Source organism: Butyrivibrio sp. FCS014 (assembly GCF_000526935.1).
Taxonomy (GTDB): domain Bacteria; phylum Bacillota; class Clostridia; order Lachnospirales; family Lachnospiraceae; genus Butyrivibrio.
Genome location: NZ_JAHA01000007.1, coordinates 202,668 through 219,305, shown reverse-complemented (window position 1 = coordinate 219,305; position 16,638 = coordinate 202,668). Strand labels below are relative to the sequence as shown.

The window sequence follows — 16,638 nt, the reverse complement described above, 5'->3', positions numbered from 1 at the left end:
TTTTACGTCTCCCTCCAATATGCCATCATCGAATTGAAAAAATCGTATTCTTTTCAAACAAGCCAATTGCAAAAGCCATTTTCATGAAAAGAGGCATCTTCTCATAACTACGGAAGCTGGTTCTATTCAACAATTCGTCTAATGTAAGTTCCTCATAGTAGCCATAAGGGTTTGCCACAGTGATTTTATCATGGGGAATATCTGCTCCGATGATCAAGGAATAGTGCAGTGTCCACTCATCCCCATACAAAGCCGCCCACTCGAAAGGAACAGGTTTTCCCGAAGCCAAAGTGTCATACATGATATCAATGAACTCAGTGTTCTTCATGTACTTGTGAATTTCTGTTTTGTATTCGGGAAACTGCTTGTTCATCTCCTTACAGAACTTGTTTCCCGTGGATGTAACTACGGTTCCATATTCATCATACAGACTGTCTTCTGTTACAGTTCCTCCATTCCATGCGGAGAACATCTCAATGACAGCATAGCCACATGAGACATGCTGTTTAATAACTTCTACATTATCGATTTTTAAGGCCTTCTCATACTTAGGGTCTGTAAATACTGATGCGTAATCATCCTGAGTCAGCACTGTCCTAACGCGGCAGACAAACAAAGCTATGAATGCCACAATGATTATTCCGCATAAAACAAGGCCTAAAATTTGAAATATCCTTTTCATTGAGCCTCCATTTTGATAACTGCTCGTGAAAGCTATACTATCCAGTTGCTGGAACTCAATAGAGTTCATCAGTGGTGGCATCCGCCATGTCCGCATGAATGTCCCTCGCCATGCTCATGTCCGTGATGATCGCAGTTAGCTTCACCGCTTGCATCAAGAGTTCCTGCGATCAAAGCATCTACAGCATCATCTGTACTTCCGCTTACACCTGCATAAAGCTTAATTCCGGCTTCCTGAAGTGCTCTCTGGGCTCCTCCGCCGATTCCTCCGCAAATAAGGGCATCAACCTTTGCGATATTTAAAATTCCTGCAAGTGCGCCGCAGCCCTCTCCGTTTGTTCCGAGGATCTGTGAATTTACGACTTTGCCATCCTCAATATCATAAACCTTGAACTGCTCTGTTCTTCCGAAATGTCCGAAAACATTACCATTGTCATAAGTAGCTGCTACTCTCATTGAATTATCTCCTTTTTCATTCATCCTAACTTTTAAGAGATTTCTCTCCCTGTCAATTTCGACATTTCCTCCGGTAATGGCAAGTCTCCTGCCTTCAACAATAGCAGTGATGAGCTTCTTCCTGGCATTCTCATACATGGCAGTCACCGTGGTTCTGGCAACCCCCATCCTCGAAGCGCATTCTTCCTGATTAAGCTTCTCATAATCCAAAAGCCTTATGGTCTCATATTCATCAAGAGACAGCAGTATTGTTTCTAAGTTTTCTGCCTCTGTTTCCTCGGGAATAAAGCTGTAATAATCCGGGAAGCGTAATATTCTTCTGCTCTTGGGCGTTCTTGGCATACCTGCTCTCCATTAATCAAAATTGACATATGTCAGTATTTAATATAGTTCCTTTTCTGACATATGTCAATATACGCGTTTTTACTCCGCCAAATACTCTTTTAATGTTCTCCATCCGAAAGTAGCACTGGTATGCTTCATTGTGCTTCGCCTGTTATCTCTTTGGCAAGTTCCAGAATTTCAAAGGCATATTTTTCCTTGCCCTTTTTAAGGAGCATTTTGTATAAAGGATAGTTGATGATACAGACAGCAGCACCTACTATTCCAAGAAGCACCCCAATTACCATGAAAATTACTCCTGTTCCAAAGACGCTAAGTCCAAAGCACATCCCTGTTCCAAAGATCAAAGTCCCAATGAACTACCCTCACCGGCTCCACGTCGGAAAGGGTTTCTGTTATGCCGCAGGGCGGCATGAACCTGCAGGATGCTCTACGCAGCCTGCAGAACAGGGCATGTCCACTATGCCCCTATCCCATTGGTTTACCTTTGGGAATACTTTCCTTAAGATATTTGCAGCTCCATTTATGTCTGCATTTGTTATTGTACCATCGTAGTGCCTGTAAAGTCCTCTGTGTATCCGCTTTCCTGAAAAAGCGAAGTTCTCTTTCGCATTCCTTTTATACACAGGGATATAGTCTTTTGCAAGGTAGTCTGCCTTTGATGTGTAGCTTTCTTCCGTAAGGACAAACCTTATACCATATTCAGCAAGTTTGTATCTGAGCATGTCTGCAAATATCAGCATTGGTATCTGCACAAAGTTCTGGTTATTGACATGTCCAATACCTATTTCCTGCTTCTGGTATGTATTATGCCCCATCACAACTATGTCTACGTTGTTATCCCTTGCATAGTCTGCAAGCTGTCTGCTCACCTTATGGAACTGATCCTTTATCCTCCTGTTCCTCTTTTCAGTAAGAGCATTCATCTTCCTTGTCCTGTACCTGTTGTTACAGGTCATGGCACAAGAAGAGAGCCTTTTCATCTCTTTGTTGTAAAACTGGTTGATCGACTTGATCACCCCTCCCTTTATCACAAATGGTCTTGCACCAAAAGTGTTGGCTACAGCCACCATGTTGTCTGTCCCGGGATCTATCGACATTACCCTCAGGCCTTTAATATCTTCTACCTTGGAGAGCTCAGAGAGGATATCCTTATCAGCCAAAGGAATTATCCCTTTATCAGCTACGGAAAGAACCACATCCAGAACAAAGCTGTTTCCGCCAGGCTTTATACGTACTTCCTTAAGAGTTATTTCTCCAGGTAGCTTGCCAAGAGACAGCTTATCCTTTGTACCCGGAAACTTAAGGCAGCCATCCTTGATCCTGCAGATCTGATTAGTCAGGATGGCTGTTTTGAACGAGCCCTGTGACATATATCCCGGCATCCTGGGACGACCGGTGAAAGCCTCGGGATCCCTGCCATATGCCTTTACAGCTTCAAAGAAAGACTTATAGTCCCGCAGAAGGAGCTTTAATATCTGCTGATTAGCCTGAGACGGCAGGGCATAGTATGACTTATCTCTTGTTACCTTTAGCAGATGATCAAGGGCATTATATGAGAGCCATTTGCTGTCCCCGAGATATTTGGTCCCGGAAAGATTCTCCCTTACAAGTCTGTACACTATCATCTGATTCGGAAAAAGAGGCTTAAACTCGGCCATTGAATCAACCGATGACGAATACTGCCTTAAGATGAAATTTGCCCTGTTGTACAGAACGGCAGATGATCTGCAGATATCCCTGCAGTAGTCATAGAGTATGTGGTTTTTGCTTATCCTGTATTGCCTTGTTCTGTACACGGTTGTAAATTCCTTAGTAGTATTCTATAGTAAGTATTATAGCATATATTTCAGAAACAGGCAAACATCTGTTCTATTTAGATGAAGGGAAGTTTTATGGAGAAATCAGTATCAAGATCAGAAAACCTTGACGACTATAGACGAGGTTCACATTCCGTATACAAGCTTACTTACCATGTGATCTTTGTGACTAAGTACAGAAAGAAAGTGATCACAGATGAGATCGGTGATTTCATGAAGGATTACGCAGCTTACCTCTGTGGACGCATGAACAGTGAGCTCATTTCAGCAGAGACAGACGTAGATCACATGCATCTTTTGATCTCCATGCCACCTGATGTGGCACCTGTAAAACTCATCAACTCATTAAAATCGCAATTATCCAAGGAAGTAAGAAGCACATATAGAACACATGTAGAAAAGTATCTGTGGGGAGATTCTCCCTTCTGGAGCGCAAGTTACTTTTGCGCTACCACCGGGAGCGTTTCACTTGATACTGTTAAGAAATACATTGAAGATCAGCGAACGGAAGAACACAAACGCAAATACATTAAGACCGGGAAGTACAAAAAGAAAAGCTAGTGCGATTCATCCCGCAACCGACTTCATCGGAAAGGGTTTTCTCGCACGTAATTTATAAAAAAGTCATCTGACAGTTTTATACGCCAGATGACTTCAAAATCGTGTTTTGTTGTGATCAACTTCCGCAATGGATCTTAATTGCCTGGAAGATAAACTCTCATCACTCCACACATGAACTTCAAAGCGATTCGTTAATTACTGCTTTCAGAGTCTCCGATGACTTCATCAATGCCTCTTTTTCCTGCTCACTAAGTCTGATCGGCACAGAACCTTCAACTCCACCTCTTCCGACAATTGCAGGCATGCTGAGTGCAACTCCATCAATGCCGTTTTCACCATGCTGCATGCTCGATATAGGCAAAACTGATTTTTCATCACGTATTATAGCTTCACAGATACGTCTTACACTCATGGCAATTCCGTAATAGGTAGCACCTTTTTTCTCAATGATCCCATAGGCGCTGTTCTTAACATTTTCAGCAATCTCTTTCATGGCTTTTTCATGTTCGAAATGCCCCCTCATCTCACAGAAATCATGAATTGGAATCCCTGAGACATTTGCACTGCTCCATGCTGCTATCTCACTGTCCCCATGCTCACCTATAATAAATGCGTGCACTGAACGGCTGTCCACATTCAAATGTTCACCCAGAAGATATTTGAATCTGGCTGTATCAAGAACTGTTCCCGAACCAAACACCCTGTTTTCAGGAAATCCACTGAACCTGACTGCGGCATATGTAAGAATATCAACCGGATTCGCCACGATAAGAAGTATTCCATCTTTGTTGTACTTTGCAATCTCAGGAATAATAGACTTAAAGATGCCTACATTCTTTTTAACGAGATCAAGCCTGGTCTCACCGGGTTTCTGTCCCGCACCTGCCGTAACAACTACAACAGCAGCATCCCCTGCATCTTTATAATCACCGGCATATATCTGCATTGGCTTTGCAAAAGGAAGTCCGTGACTTATATCAAGAGCTTCCCCCTCAGCCTTCTCTTTATTCACATCTATCAGCACCATCTCGGAAAAAAGCCCGCTTTCCATAAGGGCAAATGCTGATGCCGAGCCAACAAATCCACAACCTACTACTGCTACTTTTCTTTCGTTTAATGTTGCCATAGTGTGCCTCCTTATCTTCCATTATATTAAGTATAAACTCATTTATCTGAATCTTACGCAAAAAAATGTTTATTGGGAAATTTAATCAAGTACCTCTCCGTTACGAGAGATGGTTACAACCTGCCAGGGAAGGAACTTTCCACTGTTCTTAATAGCATTCTCTGCGGCCCTCTGGAGTCCTCCGCAGCATGGAACTTCCATCCTTACTATGGTCACGCTGGCGATATCGTTATTTGATATGATTTCTGTCAGTTTTTCTGTGTAGTCGCCATCATCCAGCTTTGGGCATCCTATCATTGTAACTTTGCCCTTCATAAATTCCTCATGCATGTTTGCATAGGCGTATGCTGTGCAGTCAGCTGCAATGAGGAGTTTAGCCCCATTATAGAAACCAGCCTGTGTTGGAAGAAGTTTTATCTGGCATGGCCATTGCATTAATCTTGATGGATGAGTGCTCATTCTTGAAATCATGTCCTGACTGAGATCGTCGTTGCCCTGAGAAGCACTCTGAAGCTGCATAAACCTTGATCCCGGGCATCCATGCCCGGCGGCATGTTGTTCCATTTCATTCATCATCTTGTTCTCGCACTGATGTATATCTTTTACAATTCCTTTCTTTTCCTGCGCTGCCTTTACAGCTGCTTCATCATAAGCAGGCGCTTCCCTTTCTTCAAAAGAGATCGCTCCCATAGGACATCCCGGTAAACAGTCACCAAATCCATCGCAAAAGTTCTCTCTTACCAGCTTTGCTTTTCCGTTCACAATATCAATAGCCCCTTCGTGGCATGCACTGGCACAAATACCACATCCATTGCACTTTTCTTCGTCGATCTTTATTATCTTTCTTACCATCTTTAAACCTCTCTGTTCTTAGCTTTAACCTTGTTCTGATGGTGTCAGTATAATATACTATTCATAACATGTATGTTGTTTAAACCACATTTTGGGAGAAATATTTTATGAATCTTGAAGGTATAGAAAAAAGCAGACTGTTCCAGGGAATGACAGCAAAAGAGCTATCCTCGTGCCTTGACTTCCTGTGTGCAAAGGAAAAGAGATTCCGAAAAGATGATGTGATCCTCCACGCCGGAGAACAGACTTCCAAAATAGGCATGGTGCTTTCTGGTAGTGTTACTGTTGAAAGCAATGACATCTGGGGCAACCGTACTGTATTAAGCCATGTGGGAAAGAACCAGTACTTTGCCGAGACCTACGCTCTTCTTGGCGAAGTCCTTTTGGTGGATGTCAGAGCAAATGAGGAAAGCCGCATTCTCTTTTGCAATATAAAGAACCTTCTTGAAGATAGCAAAAAGAGCTCTCCCTGGAAGGAAAAGCTCCTTAAAAATATACTTATCATCTCATCACAAAAGAACCTTATCCTCTCCGGACGAAGCTTTTATACTTCTTCCAAGAGCTGCCGCGGACGCCTCCTGTCATATCTCAATGCCATTGCACTGCAGTCTGACTCCAGAGAATTTGATATTCCATTCAACAGACAACAGCTTGCTGATTATCTGAACCTTGAGCGCACCAATATGTCAAAAGAACTCTCACGCATGCAAGATGAAGGGCTTATAGAGTATAGGAAAAGTCATTTCAAGCTTCTTGTATCTCGTTGACAAGACCTATTATAGGTTGTCATGCTTTTTATATACTTCCTTTGCAAGGTTAAACACAGCCCATGCCTTCGGCCATCCGGCATAAAAAGCAACATGTGTAATAACAGCAGCCATTTCCTTTTGAGTAACGCCATGATTTTTAGCATTCATGATATGATACTTTAAGCTACTGTCAGTTATTCCTTGCGCCATTAGTGCCACAACTGTAATGATACTCCTTGTCTTTACATCAATGTCCTGATTATTCCAGTTCTCTCCAAATAAAACATCATCATTATAATGCGCAAAATCCGGTGCAAATTCTCCAAGCTGTTCTCTTCCAGCTGTCTGTACAATCTTTTCGCTCATATTCCTCACTCCTTCTATTCAGGTCTTACATCCTTATTATTTTGCTCTTTCGTGGCACGACTACCATCGTCATTATAATTTAAGTCCTCATCAGGCACCCTTTCTTATTTTCTTATGAAATCTTTATCCCTATTCCATGCTAATAGTTATTGTAACATCGCCATTTGAAAGCAACTCAGTCATGCCAGCCTCATCTTTATCAGATATGTGACCTAACCGTGTGTATGACCAGCTATTAGACCCATAGAACACAACCATTTGATTCCCTGAATAAAGAACTATATCCCCTGATGATGTTGTCGTCTGTTTGTCATTTCTTGGAAGACTCTGACCTATAGATCCCACCTGCTCAAATCCGCCATACATTGACATCTGAATTATGACATCGCCTTTTTCAGCCATATTTCGCAGCGCGTCTACTGCCTGATTATTTTCCCAATCTACATTTACTTTAATATCACCAATTTTCATTATCATAGTTTTTTCTCCAATACCCGTATCATCAGAAGAAGTGTCACTCTCAACAGCTTGATTATCAGTTTCTTCTGTGTGATATGTTTCTACGTCTTCTGATAAAACGATTTCCTCTGTACTTTCTGCTTCTATATCTTCTGATTCAGAAATGGCAGCGCTCAAATCATAGTTTTCATATGGTGTCTTAGTATCACCTGAGCATGCGCTGGTACAAAGCATCATGAACACACAGAGTGTCATCATAATCAATTTCGTTTTCATCGCAAACTTCCTTTATTTTAATGTTTTTCCAAACTCATAGGCTTCACTTAATTCCTCTTTTTTACCTGAAGCTTCGCCCATATCACCTATTCCTCCACAGAATAAGGACCCTGAGAATTCTGCCTTTCCAAAACAGTCAACCCACCCTTGGAGTCCACTAATTGCCTTTTCAGGTACGAACTCTTCATCCTCAGCTGCAACAGATAGCATATATACATTCCTGAACTTATAGTCTGAAGGATACAACGGATTGAGCCTATCCAAAAGAGTCTTCATCTGTCCGCTCATCTCGTAGTAATAGATTGGTGTTGCAAAAACCAGGGTATCTGCATTCTTTACTTTTTCTGCAATTTCAACAGCATCATCTTTAATGATGCATCTCTGGGTGTTCTGGCAGGCCAGACATCCTATACAGAAACTGATATTTTTCCCTTTCAGGCTTATATGTTCCACATCATGACCTGAAGCTTTTGCTCCCTCTATAAGCTTTTCCGTAAGTATATCGGAATTACTCTTTGCTCGAAGACTTGTAGAAATCACTAACACTTTACTCATATCATCCCATCCTTTATTTCAGATTCTCCTTAAAGAAGCTCTCCAACTTGTCATAAGGAATATAATCCTTATCTCCGCCATCATATAGATCTGTATGCACCGCATCAGGGATTATCATTAGTTCCTTGTTATCAGTATACTTGCTGTCTTTGATCATATCTGCATAAGCATCCTTTGAGAAATAACATGAATGAGCCTTTTCTCCATGGACAAGTAATACTGCACTTCTGATCTCATTGCTGTATTTAAGTATTGGCTGATTAACAAAGGACTCACAGCCGATTACATTCCAGCCACCATTGGAATTAAGACTTCTCTTGTGATAACCTCTGTCGGTCTTGTAGTAGTCATAGTAATCTTTCACAAAGAAAGGGGCATCCTCAGGAAGTGGATCTACAACTCCGCCGCCAAGCTTATACTCACCTGCCTTGAGGTCTTCAAGTCTCTGAGCGCACATGGCAGTCCTCTTCTGATACCTTGCTTCCTCGCTGTCCTCGGAGTCAAAATATCCCTTGGCATTTACTCTTGTCATGTCATACATTGTCATAGCTGCAGTCGCTTTGATCCTTGTATCAAGAGCTGCTGTGTTTACAGCCATTCCTCCCCAGCCACAGATACCGATGATTCCAATCCTGTCAGGATCTACTTTTTCATTAAGTGAAAGAAAATCAACTGCAGCCATGAAATCTTCTGTGTTGATATCAGGAGATGCCATATATCTTACGTTCCCACCGGACTCTCCTGTAAATGATGGGTCAAATGCTATTGTTAAAAATCCTCTCTCTGCCATTGTCTGAGCATAGAGACCTGAACACTGCTCCTTTACTGCACCAAAAGGTCCACTTACAGCAATTGCAGGCAGCTTTCCTTCCGCATTTTGGGGAACATACATATCTGCCGCAAGGGTGATCCCATATCTGTTTACAAATGTAACTTTACTATGGTCTACCTTATCACTTTTCTTAAATGTCTTATCCCACTCAGTTACAAGGTTTAATTCTTCTTTTCTGATCATTTTTACATTCCTCCGTTTTTATTACTTTTCTTTTTGGATCTGTCTTATCAAAAAATCCATGTTATCTACTTTTTTCTGGCTGTCATGAAGCTCATCCATCAGATGGCACCGGCATTTTCTAAGATCTCTAAGAAGTGTATCTGTATCTCCTTCTTCATACATCTTTTTCATAAAGCTTATTTCTTTCTCATCACAGCCCATGTCAGTAAGGCTTTCAAGAATCTTTTTGGTATCCATCTTTTTTGCTCCTTCTGATTTCATAGTAAATCCTTGACCGGGTTTTCGCTAATGAATAAAATAAATATCATGATATTCGTTTTTGGAATAACACCTTAATCGTCAACTTTATGGAGGTTTTCATGGAAATAAAAAATCTCAGATATTTTCTTGCAGTTGCAAGGGAAGAAAATATGTCAAAGGCTGCTGAGCAGCTTCATGTATCACAGCCTACTCTTTCAAAGACATTAAAATCATTAGAGGAAGAACTTGGGAAGAAACTGTTTGTAAGGCACAGTTTCAGCATTTCGCTTACGGACGAAGGGATGCTTCTACGTGACCGTGCTCAGGATCTTGTGGCTATGTCAGATAAGATAGAACAGGAATTTAATTCCCTGGATGATATAACAGGTGGGGATATTTATTTTGGACTGGCCGAGAGCTATCAGATAAGATATCTTGCCAGAGAGATCTATAAGTTAAAAGAAAAATACCCCAACTTCACTTATCATATAACCAGCGGAGATACTGAGCAGGTTACTGAAAAGCTTGATAAGGGCATTTTAGACTTTGCTGTACTATGTGAAACACCTGACAGTAATAAATATGAATATGTAAAATTTCCGGAAGCTGATGTGTGGGGAGCTATCATGCCTTCATCTCATCCCCTTTCAGACAAAAAATCCATCCGTGTCTCTGAGCTGATAGGAGAGCCTCTATTTGTTTCAGAGCAGAGCTGGAACAATGAGATCAAAGCGTGGGCGAAAGACAGATATCAGGAACTTAAGCTTGAAGGCTCTTTCAGACTGTCCTATAACGGCTCTGTATTTGCAAGGGAAAACCTTGGAATACTTCTTACATTTAAAGATCTGATAAATACCGAAGGAACTGACATGGTATTCATACCTCTTTCACCGGAACTGAAATCAGAGCTATATCTCATTTGGAATAAGTATCAGACCTTTACTCCTATTGCTGATAAGTTTCTGGAGCAGATAAAAAGGGCTTTCAAGTAGTATGTATGAAGGTCATAGTAGCATATCCTTATAAGTGGTCTCTCGCTAAATCCGTAATATTCAATTCCCATGGGAACTGTGATGAACTTCCTGCGGAACAACCTTGCCTCATCTTTAATAGCCGTTCTTCTTTCAATGTCGTAATACTTACTCAAAGCTCTTTTCTTATTCAACCCATCAAACTTATGAACAGCCCTACAAGAGCTGCAGGAATCAGTGCAAACACCAGCCCCGGGAATATAGCCCCTTTTAAATGGAACCACTTCTGATGGTAAGCCTTGTCCATGTGCTCTGTTCCTTCCAGCCTGAACATTTTCATATTTGCAAATAATACCCAGTCCAGAAAAAGTGTGTCATAGGCTCCAATCCAAACCATGAGCCCAAAAGCGATCGCGAATCCCTGCCAAAATGTAACTGCCCCGGCAAGCTTCGCGCATATGGTAAGAATTACTGTAAACATGATTATTCCACAGGACTTCGCCAGTACTACCTTTTTTGATTTATATGAAACATCCACTCTTTCATGTGTTTTGAAGTATTCTTCTTGAATATCAGGCGGGTAATTATGGATACATGCCGGACTGTACATTTTTTCCCCGTGAAAAGACACAAAAAGAATTGTTGTAAATAATACTGCAAATACTATCGCTTCAATTACCAATACATACCAAACCATGTTACCTGCTTCCCTCCCTCATAATACGACCATCATAATCCCTGCCAGTACAGCTGCAATAATAGGATTGCCTACAATCGTAATCAGCCACTTCACAATCTTCGTCTTTTTGGGGATGTAAGGCCTTAGATCTTCGGTTCCCGGAATCGTCCAGGCTTTTGTATGCTCCACCCAATACCAATCAATAAAGAATCTGTCGAATAGTCCTTCTGCCATTGTCATAGCATATATTTGGAGAAATGGCACTATAAATCCTCTTGCTCCATTGATGCCATAAACTGACCACAGCACAAAAGCAATCATCACTGTAAGTGTGCCTATCTTGAATAATTTACAGTTCTTATCGATCTGTGCCTTTGTTATAAGTCCCATCTCTACGACGCGATCCTGTACATCTTTTTCATATAAAAAAGCTCCCTGTTCTGTTCCATTTGCTATAACAACAACGCAGGGAAGAAATAGTATAAAGCAAACCACAATGCACTCTAATATTAGAACCATAGTCACCCCCATATTGCATTTTTCATACTTCCAAATAAAAGATCTTATTTTTCAAAACAATGTACATATCCAGGCTGCAAGTGCTGATGCTGCCGGGAATATGATCAATAGCTTTAATAACTGACTCTTGATGTTATATCCATACTTTCTATTCGCATACACACTTTCCACCTCAGGATAGTAATACTGGAAAAAATGGAACTTCATGAGCAGGAAGTAGTCAAAGCAGATCATGTCATAAAGCTTGTAAACAGTGAATATAAAGACAAATCTGAAAAAGAACTGTCCAAACGTGTAACCACTCCTGAAACCGTCCCAGATTGAGATAAAGCCTACCCCCAGTATCATCAGAAAACTAAATATCATTAAAGTCCATCCGATTGTCCTGGCGCCGTAGAACAATTCTTTTTCCCTTGGCAAAATAGCCTCCTGCGCTTCTTTCGGTGCTGAAGAAAAGAACTTCTTATCCTGAATAAATGCTACGGCAGAAAACATCATCAGTGTTATCGCCACGCAAAATATTATTGTCAGAAATATAGTTAGAATCATCTCTTATCCCCCTGCCTTATGACCTTCTCAATCCCCCTCACAAACTTTTCCGGCTTAAATGGAGCAGCTGTAAAGACACGTCACATTGCTCAGTCCGTTCAGGTTCAGCCATTCTTCCAGTTCTGCTGAGATCTCTTCAACACTTGTGAAATCACTCTTGTTGTCAGGGTCATACCCCGGAAGTGCAGGAATTATCAGATGGTATTTCTTTTCCAAAAGCGGAATCACATACTCGAAGTAATCCCACATAACCACGGACGGATGTAGCAACACTATGACCTTATCATTATCTTTTCCAAATTCATGTATCGTCATTTTTCCTATCATTCCTCTCTTTTAAAGGTCACAAAGATGAGCCCTGCAAACAGAGCACATAATACTGCTCCTGTCAGCATCCATAGGGATAATCCATAATCAGTATTTGAAAGGATTCCATATATTGAAATAGGGATTCCAACTAGTCCGCCCAGCGACAATGCTCCAAAGCCCCTGTGCAGCCTTGTCGCTGTAAGGATGCGATTAAGCCCTGCCGCCCTCTCACTAATTAGTTCCAACACGCCAATCATCATGAAAATTGCTACTATGACAGAAAGTACGACATACATATTCGCCTCTTGCCTCAAACATTTCACTGTACAAACGATCCATATTATCCAGCCTGCATTCCCCGGCAAATCATATATCATCCACTTAGCTGTGGATATCTCCGTTCTATATATCCCAATGCCAGGTTTCCACGGGATGCATCTGTTTACGTTTTTCTTATACTCAGCGTACTCCTCACCATATAAATCCAAAAGCCACTTCTCTTCCGTTTTTATAAGTGCAACTGTCATAATAATCCAGTCAACAATCGGAAAAAGCAGCAGCCATGCATTATGCCACATAAGGGTAATCCCAGATAGCGCAATCCACCAGCCGCTGTACATCGGGTTCCGTACCCATGAATAAATGCCATTGGTCTGAAGCCTGTTCTCTGTTATAGAATCATCCATATCTGACCGGACAGCTCCTATATACCAGACACCGATTCCCATTATGATGAGTAATGTACCAACCACTCGGAAAATAAGTATCCATGAATCATACAGAATTCCTATCTTAAGCACATAGCCAAACAAGATAATTCCTATTACATTGACCATAGCAATTCCATAAACAATATATGGCCCGACTCCAAAGAGAGGGAGTTTCTGCCCTTCCTTCATGTAGTTCTTTAACATTTTCTGATCACCTCATCATGACATGCAGGCCCATCTGATAAATCCGAATGTCTGATAAACTCTACATGCCGTGTAAGTCCCGAATAGGCTCTTGTATCTGTATTGCAGAATATTTTACAAAGCTGTCTTATCCCATAGGTTTCAAACATTTCGACATACATACACTTTGAAATTCTATATTCTACCTTGTCTCTGGTGACATTGAAATAATCATAGGTTATGCTGCCATCAGTCATTCGTTTTTCATGGTCGCCGATATTCCACTTTCTGGCAATATCAAAACTGTTCGGAAGTGCGTTGATTATTGCAATTATCACATTGAAAAATGTCCTTCTTGCTTCAAAACCAGCGTTTATATAATCCATGATATCTGTGTCAGAAAAGCCAAATTGCTTTAGTTCCAGACACATTGCAATTACCGCATATACATGAAGCGTACTTGTTGATGGATAAACATTGTGTTTCCTGAAATCATCAGAGGCATACATCTTAGAAAGTCGGACAGCGTATGCTTCAACTCTGTCATCGACATTATTAAGTCCAGTTTTTTCAATGGCCTTTCGATATATCTTTTTATAGGCTTTTATCTTTCTGTCCATTCCTTATCCTCCAACTTTACTGAGGATTCGCTATCTTATCAGGCACAATCCAGTAATCACAGATAAGTTCCTTTATACTTCATCATAACCGCACCATCTACTCCTTATTTCTTTGCAATGACTGTAATCCACGGTTTACTCTCATGATGATCTGACTTAACCTTTGAAAAACCCGCTTCTTTCAGAGCCCCTTCGATTTCTTCTACTGTATGACACTTCATGCCATCAATGATGCTCTCAAACTGGAGACTCGCCTTATCAGTTCCATCAGACTCATTTACAATCATGAAGACTCCACCAGGCTTAAGTGCCTTGTTTACCTCTGAAAAGCATTTCTCAAGTCCCGGCCAGAAATAAATGGTCTCAAAAGCTGTTGCAAGATCATACTGTCCATTCATGTTCAGATTAGAAACGTCGCCCTGCTGAACCTTGCAGCGTCCCTTCTGTATCATGTCTGTGTTGTAAGCTGCTGCTTTTGCAACCGAAACATCTGAATAATCAATCGCCGTAACCTTTGAAGATGGATACTTCTGTAACAGCTCATATGCATTTCTTCCACCACCGCATCCAACTTCAAGAATTTCTTCCGGTGCAATAGTTTTTAAATGTGCCATTCCCCAGTCGGCCATCTTCGCGTGCCCACTGTTCATGCCATTGACCATCATCTGTCCCAGGAAACCTTCCGGCTTTCTTGTCTGACTTACAAAGTTTTTAAAAAGTCCCATAAATCATTTCCTCCCCATAAGAATCGCAGAACCTGTAAGAGCCATCCAGGTGGACTCCCACTTGCTCATGAACATACCGTTAGTAGTATCAACAAGTTTTACTTCTTCGTAGCCCATATTTTTAAGCTTTTCTACAAAGCTTTCCATATCTCCATATTTTGCCTTGGACATAATATCGTGAATAGCAAATGTTCCGCCCTTCTTAAGGGTCCTTAGTGTTTCAAGAAGAATCGCCTGTCTGTCCTTACTTGGTATGTTGTGATATACATAGTTGCTTGTTACTGCATCAAAAGTCTCATCTGCAAAATCAAGCTTACAGGCATCGCCCTGCTGAAAAGATGTGTTATTTACACCTTCAGCAACAGAATTACTTTCGCAGAGACTCTTGCTGAATGAAGCATACTCTTTACCCCATCTGTCTATACCAATTATATGAGCGCCTGGATTTTTCTTTGCACAGGCAATACTTAGAGCCCCGCTTCCACATCCAACATCGAGGCATTTACCGCCATCCGGGATTTTTACATAGGATGAAACACCTTCTATTATCTGCTTAGACATCTGACGTGTTCCGTTATAGGAAAATGCCCTGTACATCAGGTACATCCACAAAGATATCAAGGCAAACAGCACAGTTAAAATCAGCAATACCTTTCCCACTATTGAAGCCATACCTACGATTACTGTAACAAAGCATATTGCTGCAGTAATTCCAATCGTCCCAAGTACCATCCCTTTAGGCATCCAATTCTTGTAATCAGCCTTCATCGCCATTCCTCCTATGTTTGATCATATCTATCCTCTCAATTACTCCGATATCTTCCAGCACATTTATCATGCGGTATACCGTAGCTACTCCCACAGAAGAATCTTTGCTTCGTACAATACAGCAGATATCCTTGCAGCTGGCTCCGTCATTATCCGCAATGACATCTGCAACTATCATTCTCTGTCTGGTTATTCTCATACCGCTCTCTTTTAAAGCCTCAACAATCTGCTCATTATTCATCATGCCATCACTTCCAGCCAAACATTATTTCGTTAGCTTCAACTAACCCATTCTCAAAAGAAAATCCCGCACTAACCGGGTGTTTTAATAGATATTTAATATCATGAAAATCATTATCAGTTATCTTAAATGTTAGCATACGCTAACTCCATTTTCAATAGTACTGCAGTATTTTTCTGTCTCATCTCCTATCCTTATTCAGCAAGATCTATTGCCCCACTCATCAAGGAACTTTAATATTAGCTTAAAGCTGTCCTGTCTGGCCTCCTCGCACTCTTTAGAATATTTTTCTCAGCCGGAAGCATATGATTCAGAGCACATTTGGCATAACCGGACATTTCATCAAGCCCGTCAGCAAGTGCATGGCTTGCTTTATCATATATACGCCATTCAACTCGATATTGATAAATATCTGTATCGGTTATTTATCCTTATCAAACGTGAGAAAACTTATCAACGATAAACCTCGAAAAAGAAGTTAGCATATACTAACTTCTTTTTCGTAAGCATTGTAGGAATCATATTATATTCCTAGAAAGGATGAGAAAAGTATGAATAAAGTTAAAGTTGCCCTTTTTGGTTCCTACGGTTAGGGAGATGGCCAATGGATGAGAGACTGGCAGGACAGGCTGGTTGCTGCAGGCGCATCCATCATTGGTGGTGATGGCGTAATTACGAACAATGCTCCGGATGATGATGCCGTTTCACAATGTGAGGATCTTGGAAGACAGCTCGCACAGGCGTGAATCTTTGCCCTTTAAAAGGCATTGGTACAAACGCCAATGCCTTTCTGTTTCTATTCACGTTATGCAGCATAATACATGAAATATACAGATTGTTAAAAATCTATAAGTAAATTGTTCTGA

At 41.0% G+C, this 16,638-nt stretch carries 23 protein-coding genes and 1 pseudogene; 4 read left to right on the top strand and 20 right to left on the bottom strand.

The genetic code is table 11. From position 1 onward, the window contains the following. Positions 1 to 25: 25 nt before the first annotated feature. The 4 genes from T456_RS0107455 to T456_RS0107440 all read right to left on the bottom strand — a co-directional run bounded on the left by T456_RS0107455 (position 26) and on the right by T456_RS0107440 (position 3,278). Positions 26 to 682, bottom strand: coding sequence for a C39 family peptidase (locus T456_RS0107455; RefSeq protein WP_024865584.1), 657 nt, complete (start codon positions 680 to 682; stop codon positions 26 to 28). A 68-nt stretch (positions 683 to 750) separates the two neighbouring features. Next, positions 751 to 1,479, bottom strand: coding sequence for a DUF134 domain-containing protein (locus T456_RS0107450; RefSeq protein ID WP_024865583.1), 729 nt, complete (start codon positions 1,477 to 1,479; stop codon positions 751 to 753). Positions 1,480 to 1,616: 137 nt separating this feature from the next. Then, positions 1,617 to 1,766, bottom strand: a complete 150-nt coding sequence (locus T456_RS0107445) for a hypothetical protein (RefSeq protein WP_242835889.1) — start codon at positions 1,764 to 1,766, stop codon at positions 1,617 to 1,619. Positions 1,767 to 1,874: 108 nt separating this feature from the next. Then, complete coding sequence (locus tag T456_RS0107440) at positions 1,875 to 3,278, bottom strand: RNA-guided endonuclease InsQ/TnpB family protein (RefSeq protein ID WP_024865581.1); 1,404 nt, start codon at positions 3,276 to 3,278, stop codon at positions 1,875 to 1,877. A 96-nt stretch (positions 3,279 to 3,374) separates the two neighbouring features. Between T456_RS0107440 and tnpA the strand changes: the two genes are divergently transcribed. Further along, positions 3,375 to 3,860, top strand: a complete 486-nt coding sequence (gene tnpA / locus T456_RS0107435) for an IS200/IS605 family transposase (protein ID WP_024865580.1) — start codon at positions 3,375 to 3,377, stop codon at positions 3,858 to 3,860. A gap of 178 nt (positions 3,861 to 4,038) precedes the next feature. Here the strand turns inward: tnpA and T456_RS0107430 are convergent, their stop codons facing one another. Then, positions 4,039 to 4,986: an L-lactate dehydrogenase gene (locus T456_RS0107430; protein ID WP_024865579.1), complete on the bottom strand. Its 948-nt coding sequence runs from the start codon at positions 4,984 to 4,986 to the stop codon at positions 4,039 to 4,041. An 81-nt stretch (positions 4,987 to 5,067) separates the two neighbouring features. Beyond that, positions 5,068 to 5,838, bottom strand: coding sequence for an ATP-binding protein (locus tag T456_RS0107425; RefSeq protein ID WP_024865578.1), 771 nt, complete (start codon positions 5,836 to 5,838; stop codon positions 5,068 to 5,070). A 107-nt stretch (positions 5,839 to 5,945) separates the two neighbouring features. Here T456_RS0107425 and T456_RS0107420 point away from each other — a divergent pair, with 107 nt between their 5' ends. Continuing rightward, the gene (locus tag T456_RS0107420) at positions 5,946 to 6,605 is read left to right on the top strand and encodes a Crp/Fnr family transcriptional regulator (RefSeq protein WP_024865577.1); all 660 of its coding nucleotides are present in this window, start codon (positions 5,946 to 5,948) and stop codon (positions 6,603 to 6,605) included. Positions 6,606 to 6,632: 27 nt separating this feature from the next. Here the strand turns inward: T456_RS0107420 and T456_RS0107415 are convergent. The 5 genes and pseudogenes from T456_RS0107415 to T456_RS0107395 form a co-directional block, all read right to left on the bottom strand. Next, positions 6,633 to 6,953, bottom strand: a pseudogene (locus tag T456_RS0107415) (carboxymuconolactone decarboxylase family protein); the annotation flags it as partial. Positions 6,954 to 7,082: 129 nt separating this feature from the next. Next, positions 7,083 to 7,688 carry a cyclophilin-like fold protein gene (locus T456_RS23035; RefSeq protein ID WP_024865575.1) on the bottom strand — a complete coding sequence of 202 codons (606 nt, stop codon included), beginning with the start codon at positions 7,686 to 7,688 and terminating at the stop codon, positions 7,083 to 7,085. A 12-nt stretch (positions 7,689 to 7,700) separates the two neighbouring features. Further along, positions 7,701 to 8,243, bottom strand: coding sequence for a flavodoxin family protein (locus T456_RS0107405; RefSeq protein ID WP_024865574.1), 543 nt, complete (start codon positions 8,241 to 8,243; stop codon positions 7,701 to 7,703). 13 nt (positions 8,244 to 8,256) lie between these two features. Further along, entirely contained in the window at positions 8,257 to 9,258 is a 1,002-nt protein-coding gene (locus T456_RS0107400) for an alpha/beta hydrolase (protein WP_035801473.1), read from the bottom strand. A gap of 21 nt (positions 9,259 to 9,279) precedes the next feature. Further along, positions 9,280 to 9,495, bottom strand: coding sequence for a hypothetical protein (locus T456_RS0107395; protein ID WP_024865572.1), 216 nt, complete (start codon positions 9,493 to 9,495; stop codon positions 9,280 to 9,282). 122 nt (positions 9,496 to 9,617) lie between these two features. Between T456_RS0107395 and T456_RS0107390 the strand changes: the two genes are divergently transcribed. Next, positions 9,618 to 10,490 carry a LysR family transcriptional regulator gene (locus tag T456_RS0107390; RefSeq protein WP_024865571.1) on the top strand — a complete coding sequence of 291 codons (873 nt, stop codon included), beginning with the start codon at positions 9,618 to 9,620 and terminating at the stop codon, positions 10,488 to 10,490. A 169-nt stretch (positions 10,491 to 10,659) separates the two neighbouring features. Here T456_RS0107390 and T456_RS0107385 read toward each other — a convergent pair whose 3' ends face one another. From T456_RS0107385 to T456_RS0107345, 9 genes are all read right to left on the bottom strand, one after another. Then, entirely contained in the window at positions 10,660 to 11,166 is a 507-nt protein-coding gene (locus T456_RS0107385; protein ID WP_022779107.1) for a hypothetical protein, read from the bottom strand. Between the two features lie 18 nt (positions 11,167 to 11,184). Further along, a complete protein-coding gene (locus T456_RS0107380; RefSeq protein ID WP_236845951.1) occupies positions 11,185 to 11,667 on the bottom strand; it encodes a hypothetical protein in 483 nt (160 codons plus the stop codon). Positions 11,668 to 11,718: 51 nt separating this feature from the next. Further along, complete coding sequence (locus tag T456_RS0107375; protein WP_024865569.1) at positions 11,719 to 12,216, bottom strand: hypothetical protein; 498 nt, start codon at positions 12,214 to 12,216, stop codon at positions 11,719 to 11,721. Positions 12,217 to 12,270: 54 nt separating this feature from the next. Further along, positions 12,271 to 12,531: an alpha/beta fold hydrolase gene (locus T456_RS0107370; RefSeq protein WP_330369706.1), complete on the bottom strand. Its 261-nt coding sequence runs from the start codon at positions 12,529 to 12,531 to the stop codon at positions 12,271 to 12,273. An 8-nt stretch (positions 12,532 to 12,539) separates the two neighbouring features. Next, a complete protein-coding gene (locus tag T456_RS21925) occupies positions 12,540 to 13,439 on the bottom strand; it encodes a methyltransferase family protein (protein ID WP_081749016.1) in 900 nt (299 codons plus the stop codon). Then, entirely contained in the window at positions 13,433 to 14,038 is a 606-nt protein-coding gene (locus tag T456_RS0107360) for an L-2-amino-thiazoline-4-carboxylic acid hydrolase (RefSeq protein ID WP_024865566.1), read from the bottom strand. Before T456_RS0107360 ends, T456_RS21925 begins: the two co-directional genes overlap by 7 nt. Positions 14,039 to 14,142: 104 nt before the next feature. Beyond that, positions 14,143 to 14,763, bottom strand: coding sequence for a class I SAM-dependent methyltransferase (locus T456_RS0107355; RefSeq protein WP_024865565.1), 621 nt, complete (start codon positions 14,761 to 14,763; stop codon positions 14,143 to 14,145). A 3-nt stretch (positions 14,764 to 14,766) separates the two neighbouring features. Next, positions 14,767 to 15,531 (bottom strand): class I SAM-dependent methyltransferase, encoded by a 765-nt coding sequence (locus tag T456_RS0107350; RefSeq protein WP_024865564.1) that lies wholly within the window; start codon positions 15,529 to 15,531, stop codon positions 14,767 to 14,769. Then, positions 15,521 to 15,775, bottom strand: a complete 255-nt coding sequence (locus tag T456_RS0107345; RefSeq protein ID WP_024865563.1) for a Fur family transcriptional regulator — start codon at positions 15,773 to 15,775, stop codon at positions 15,521 to 15,523. The genes T456_RS0107350 and T456_RS0107345 overlap by 11 nt, the downstream gene beginning before the upstream one ends. 605 nt (positions 15,776 to 16,380) lie before the next feature. On the opposite strand from T456_RS0107345, the gene T456_RS22390 reads away from it, so the two are divergent. Then, a complete protein-coding gene (locus T456_RS22390; RefSeq protein ID WP_155838039.1) occupies positions 16,381 to 16,518 on the top strand; it encodes a hypothetical protein in 138 nt (45 codons plus the stop codon). The last annotated feature ends 120 nt before the right edge of the window (positions 16,519 to 16,638 follow it).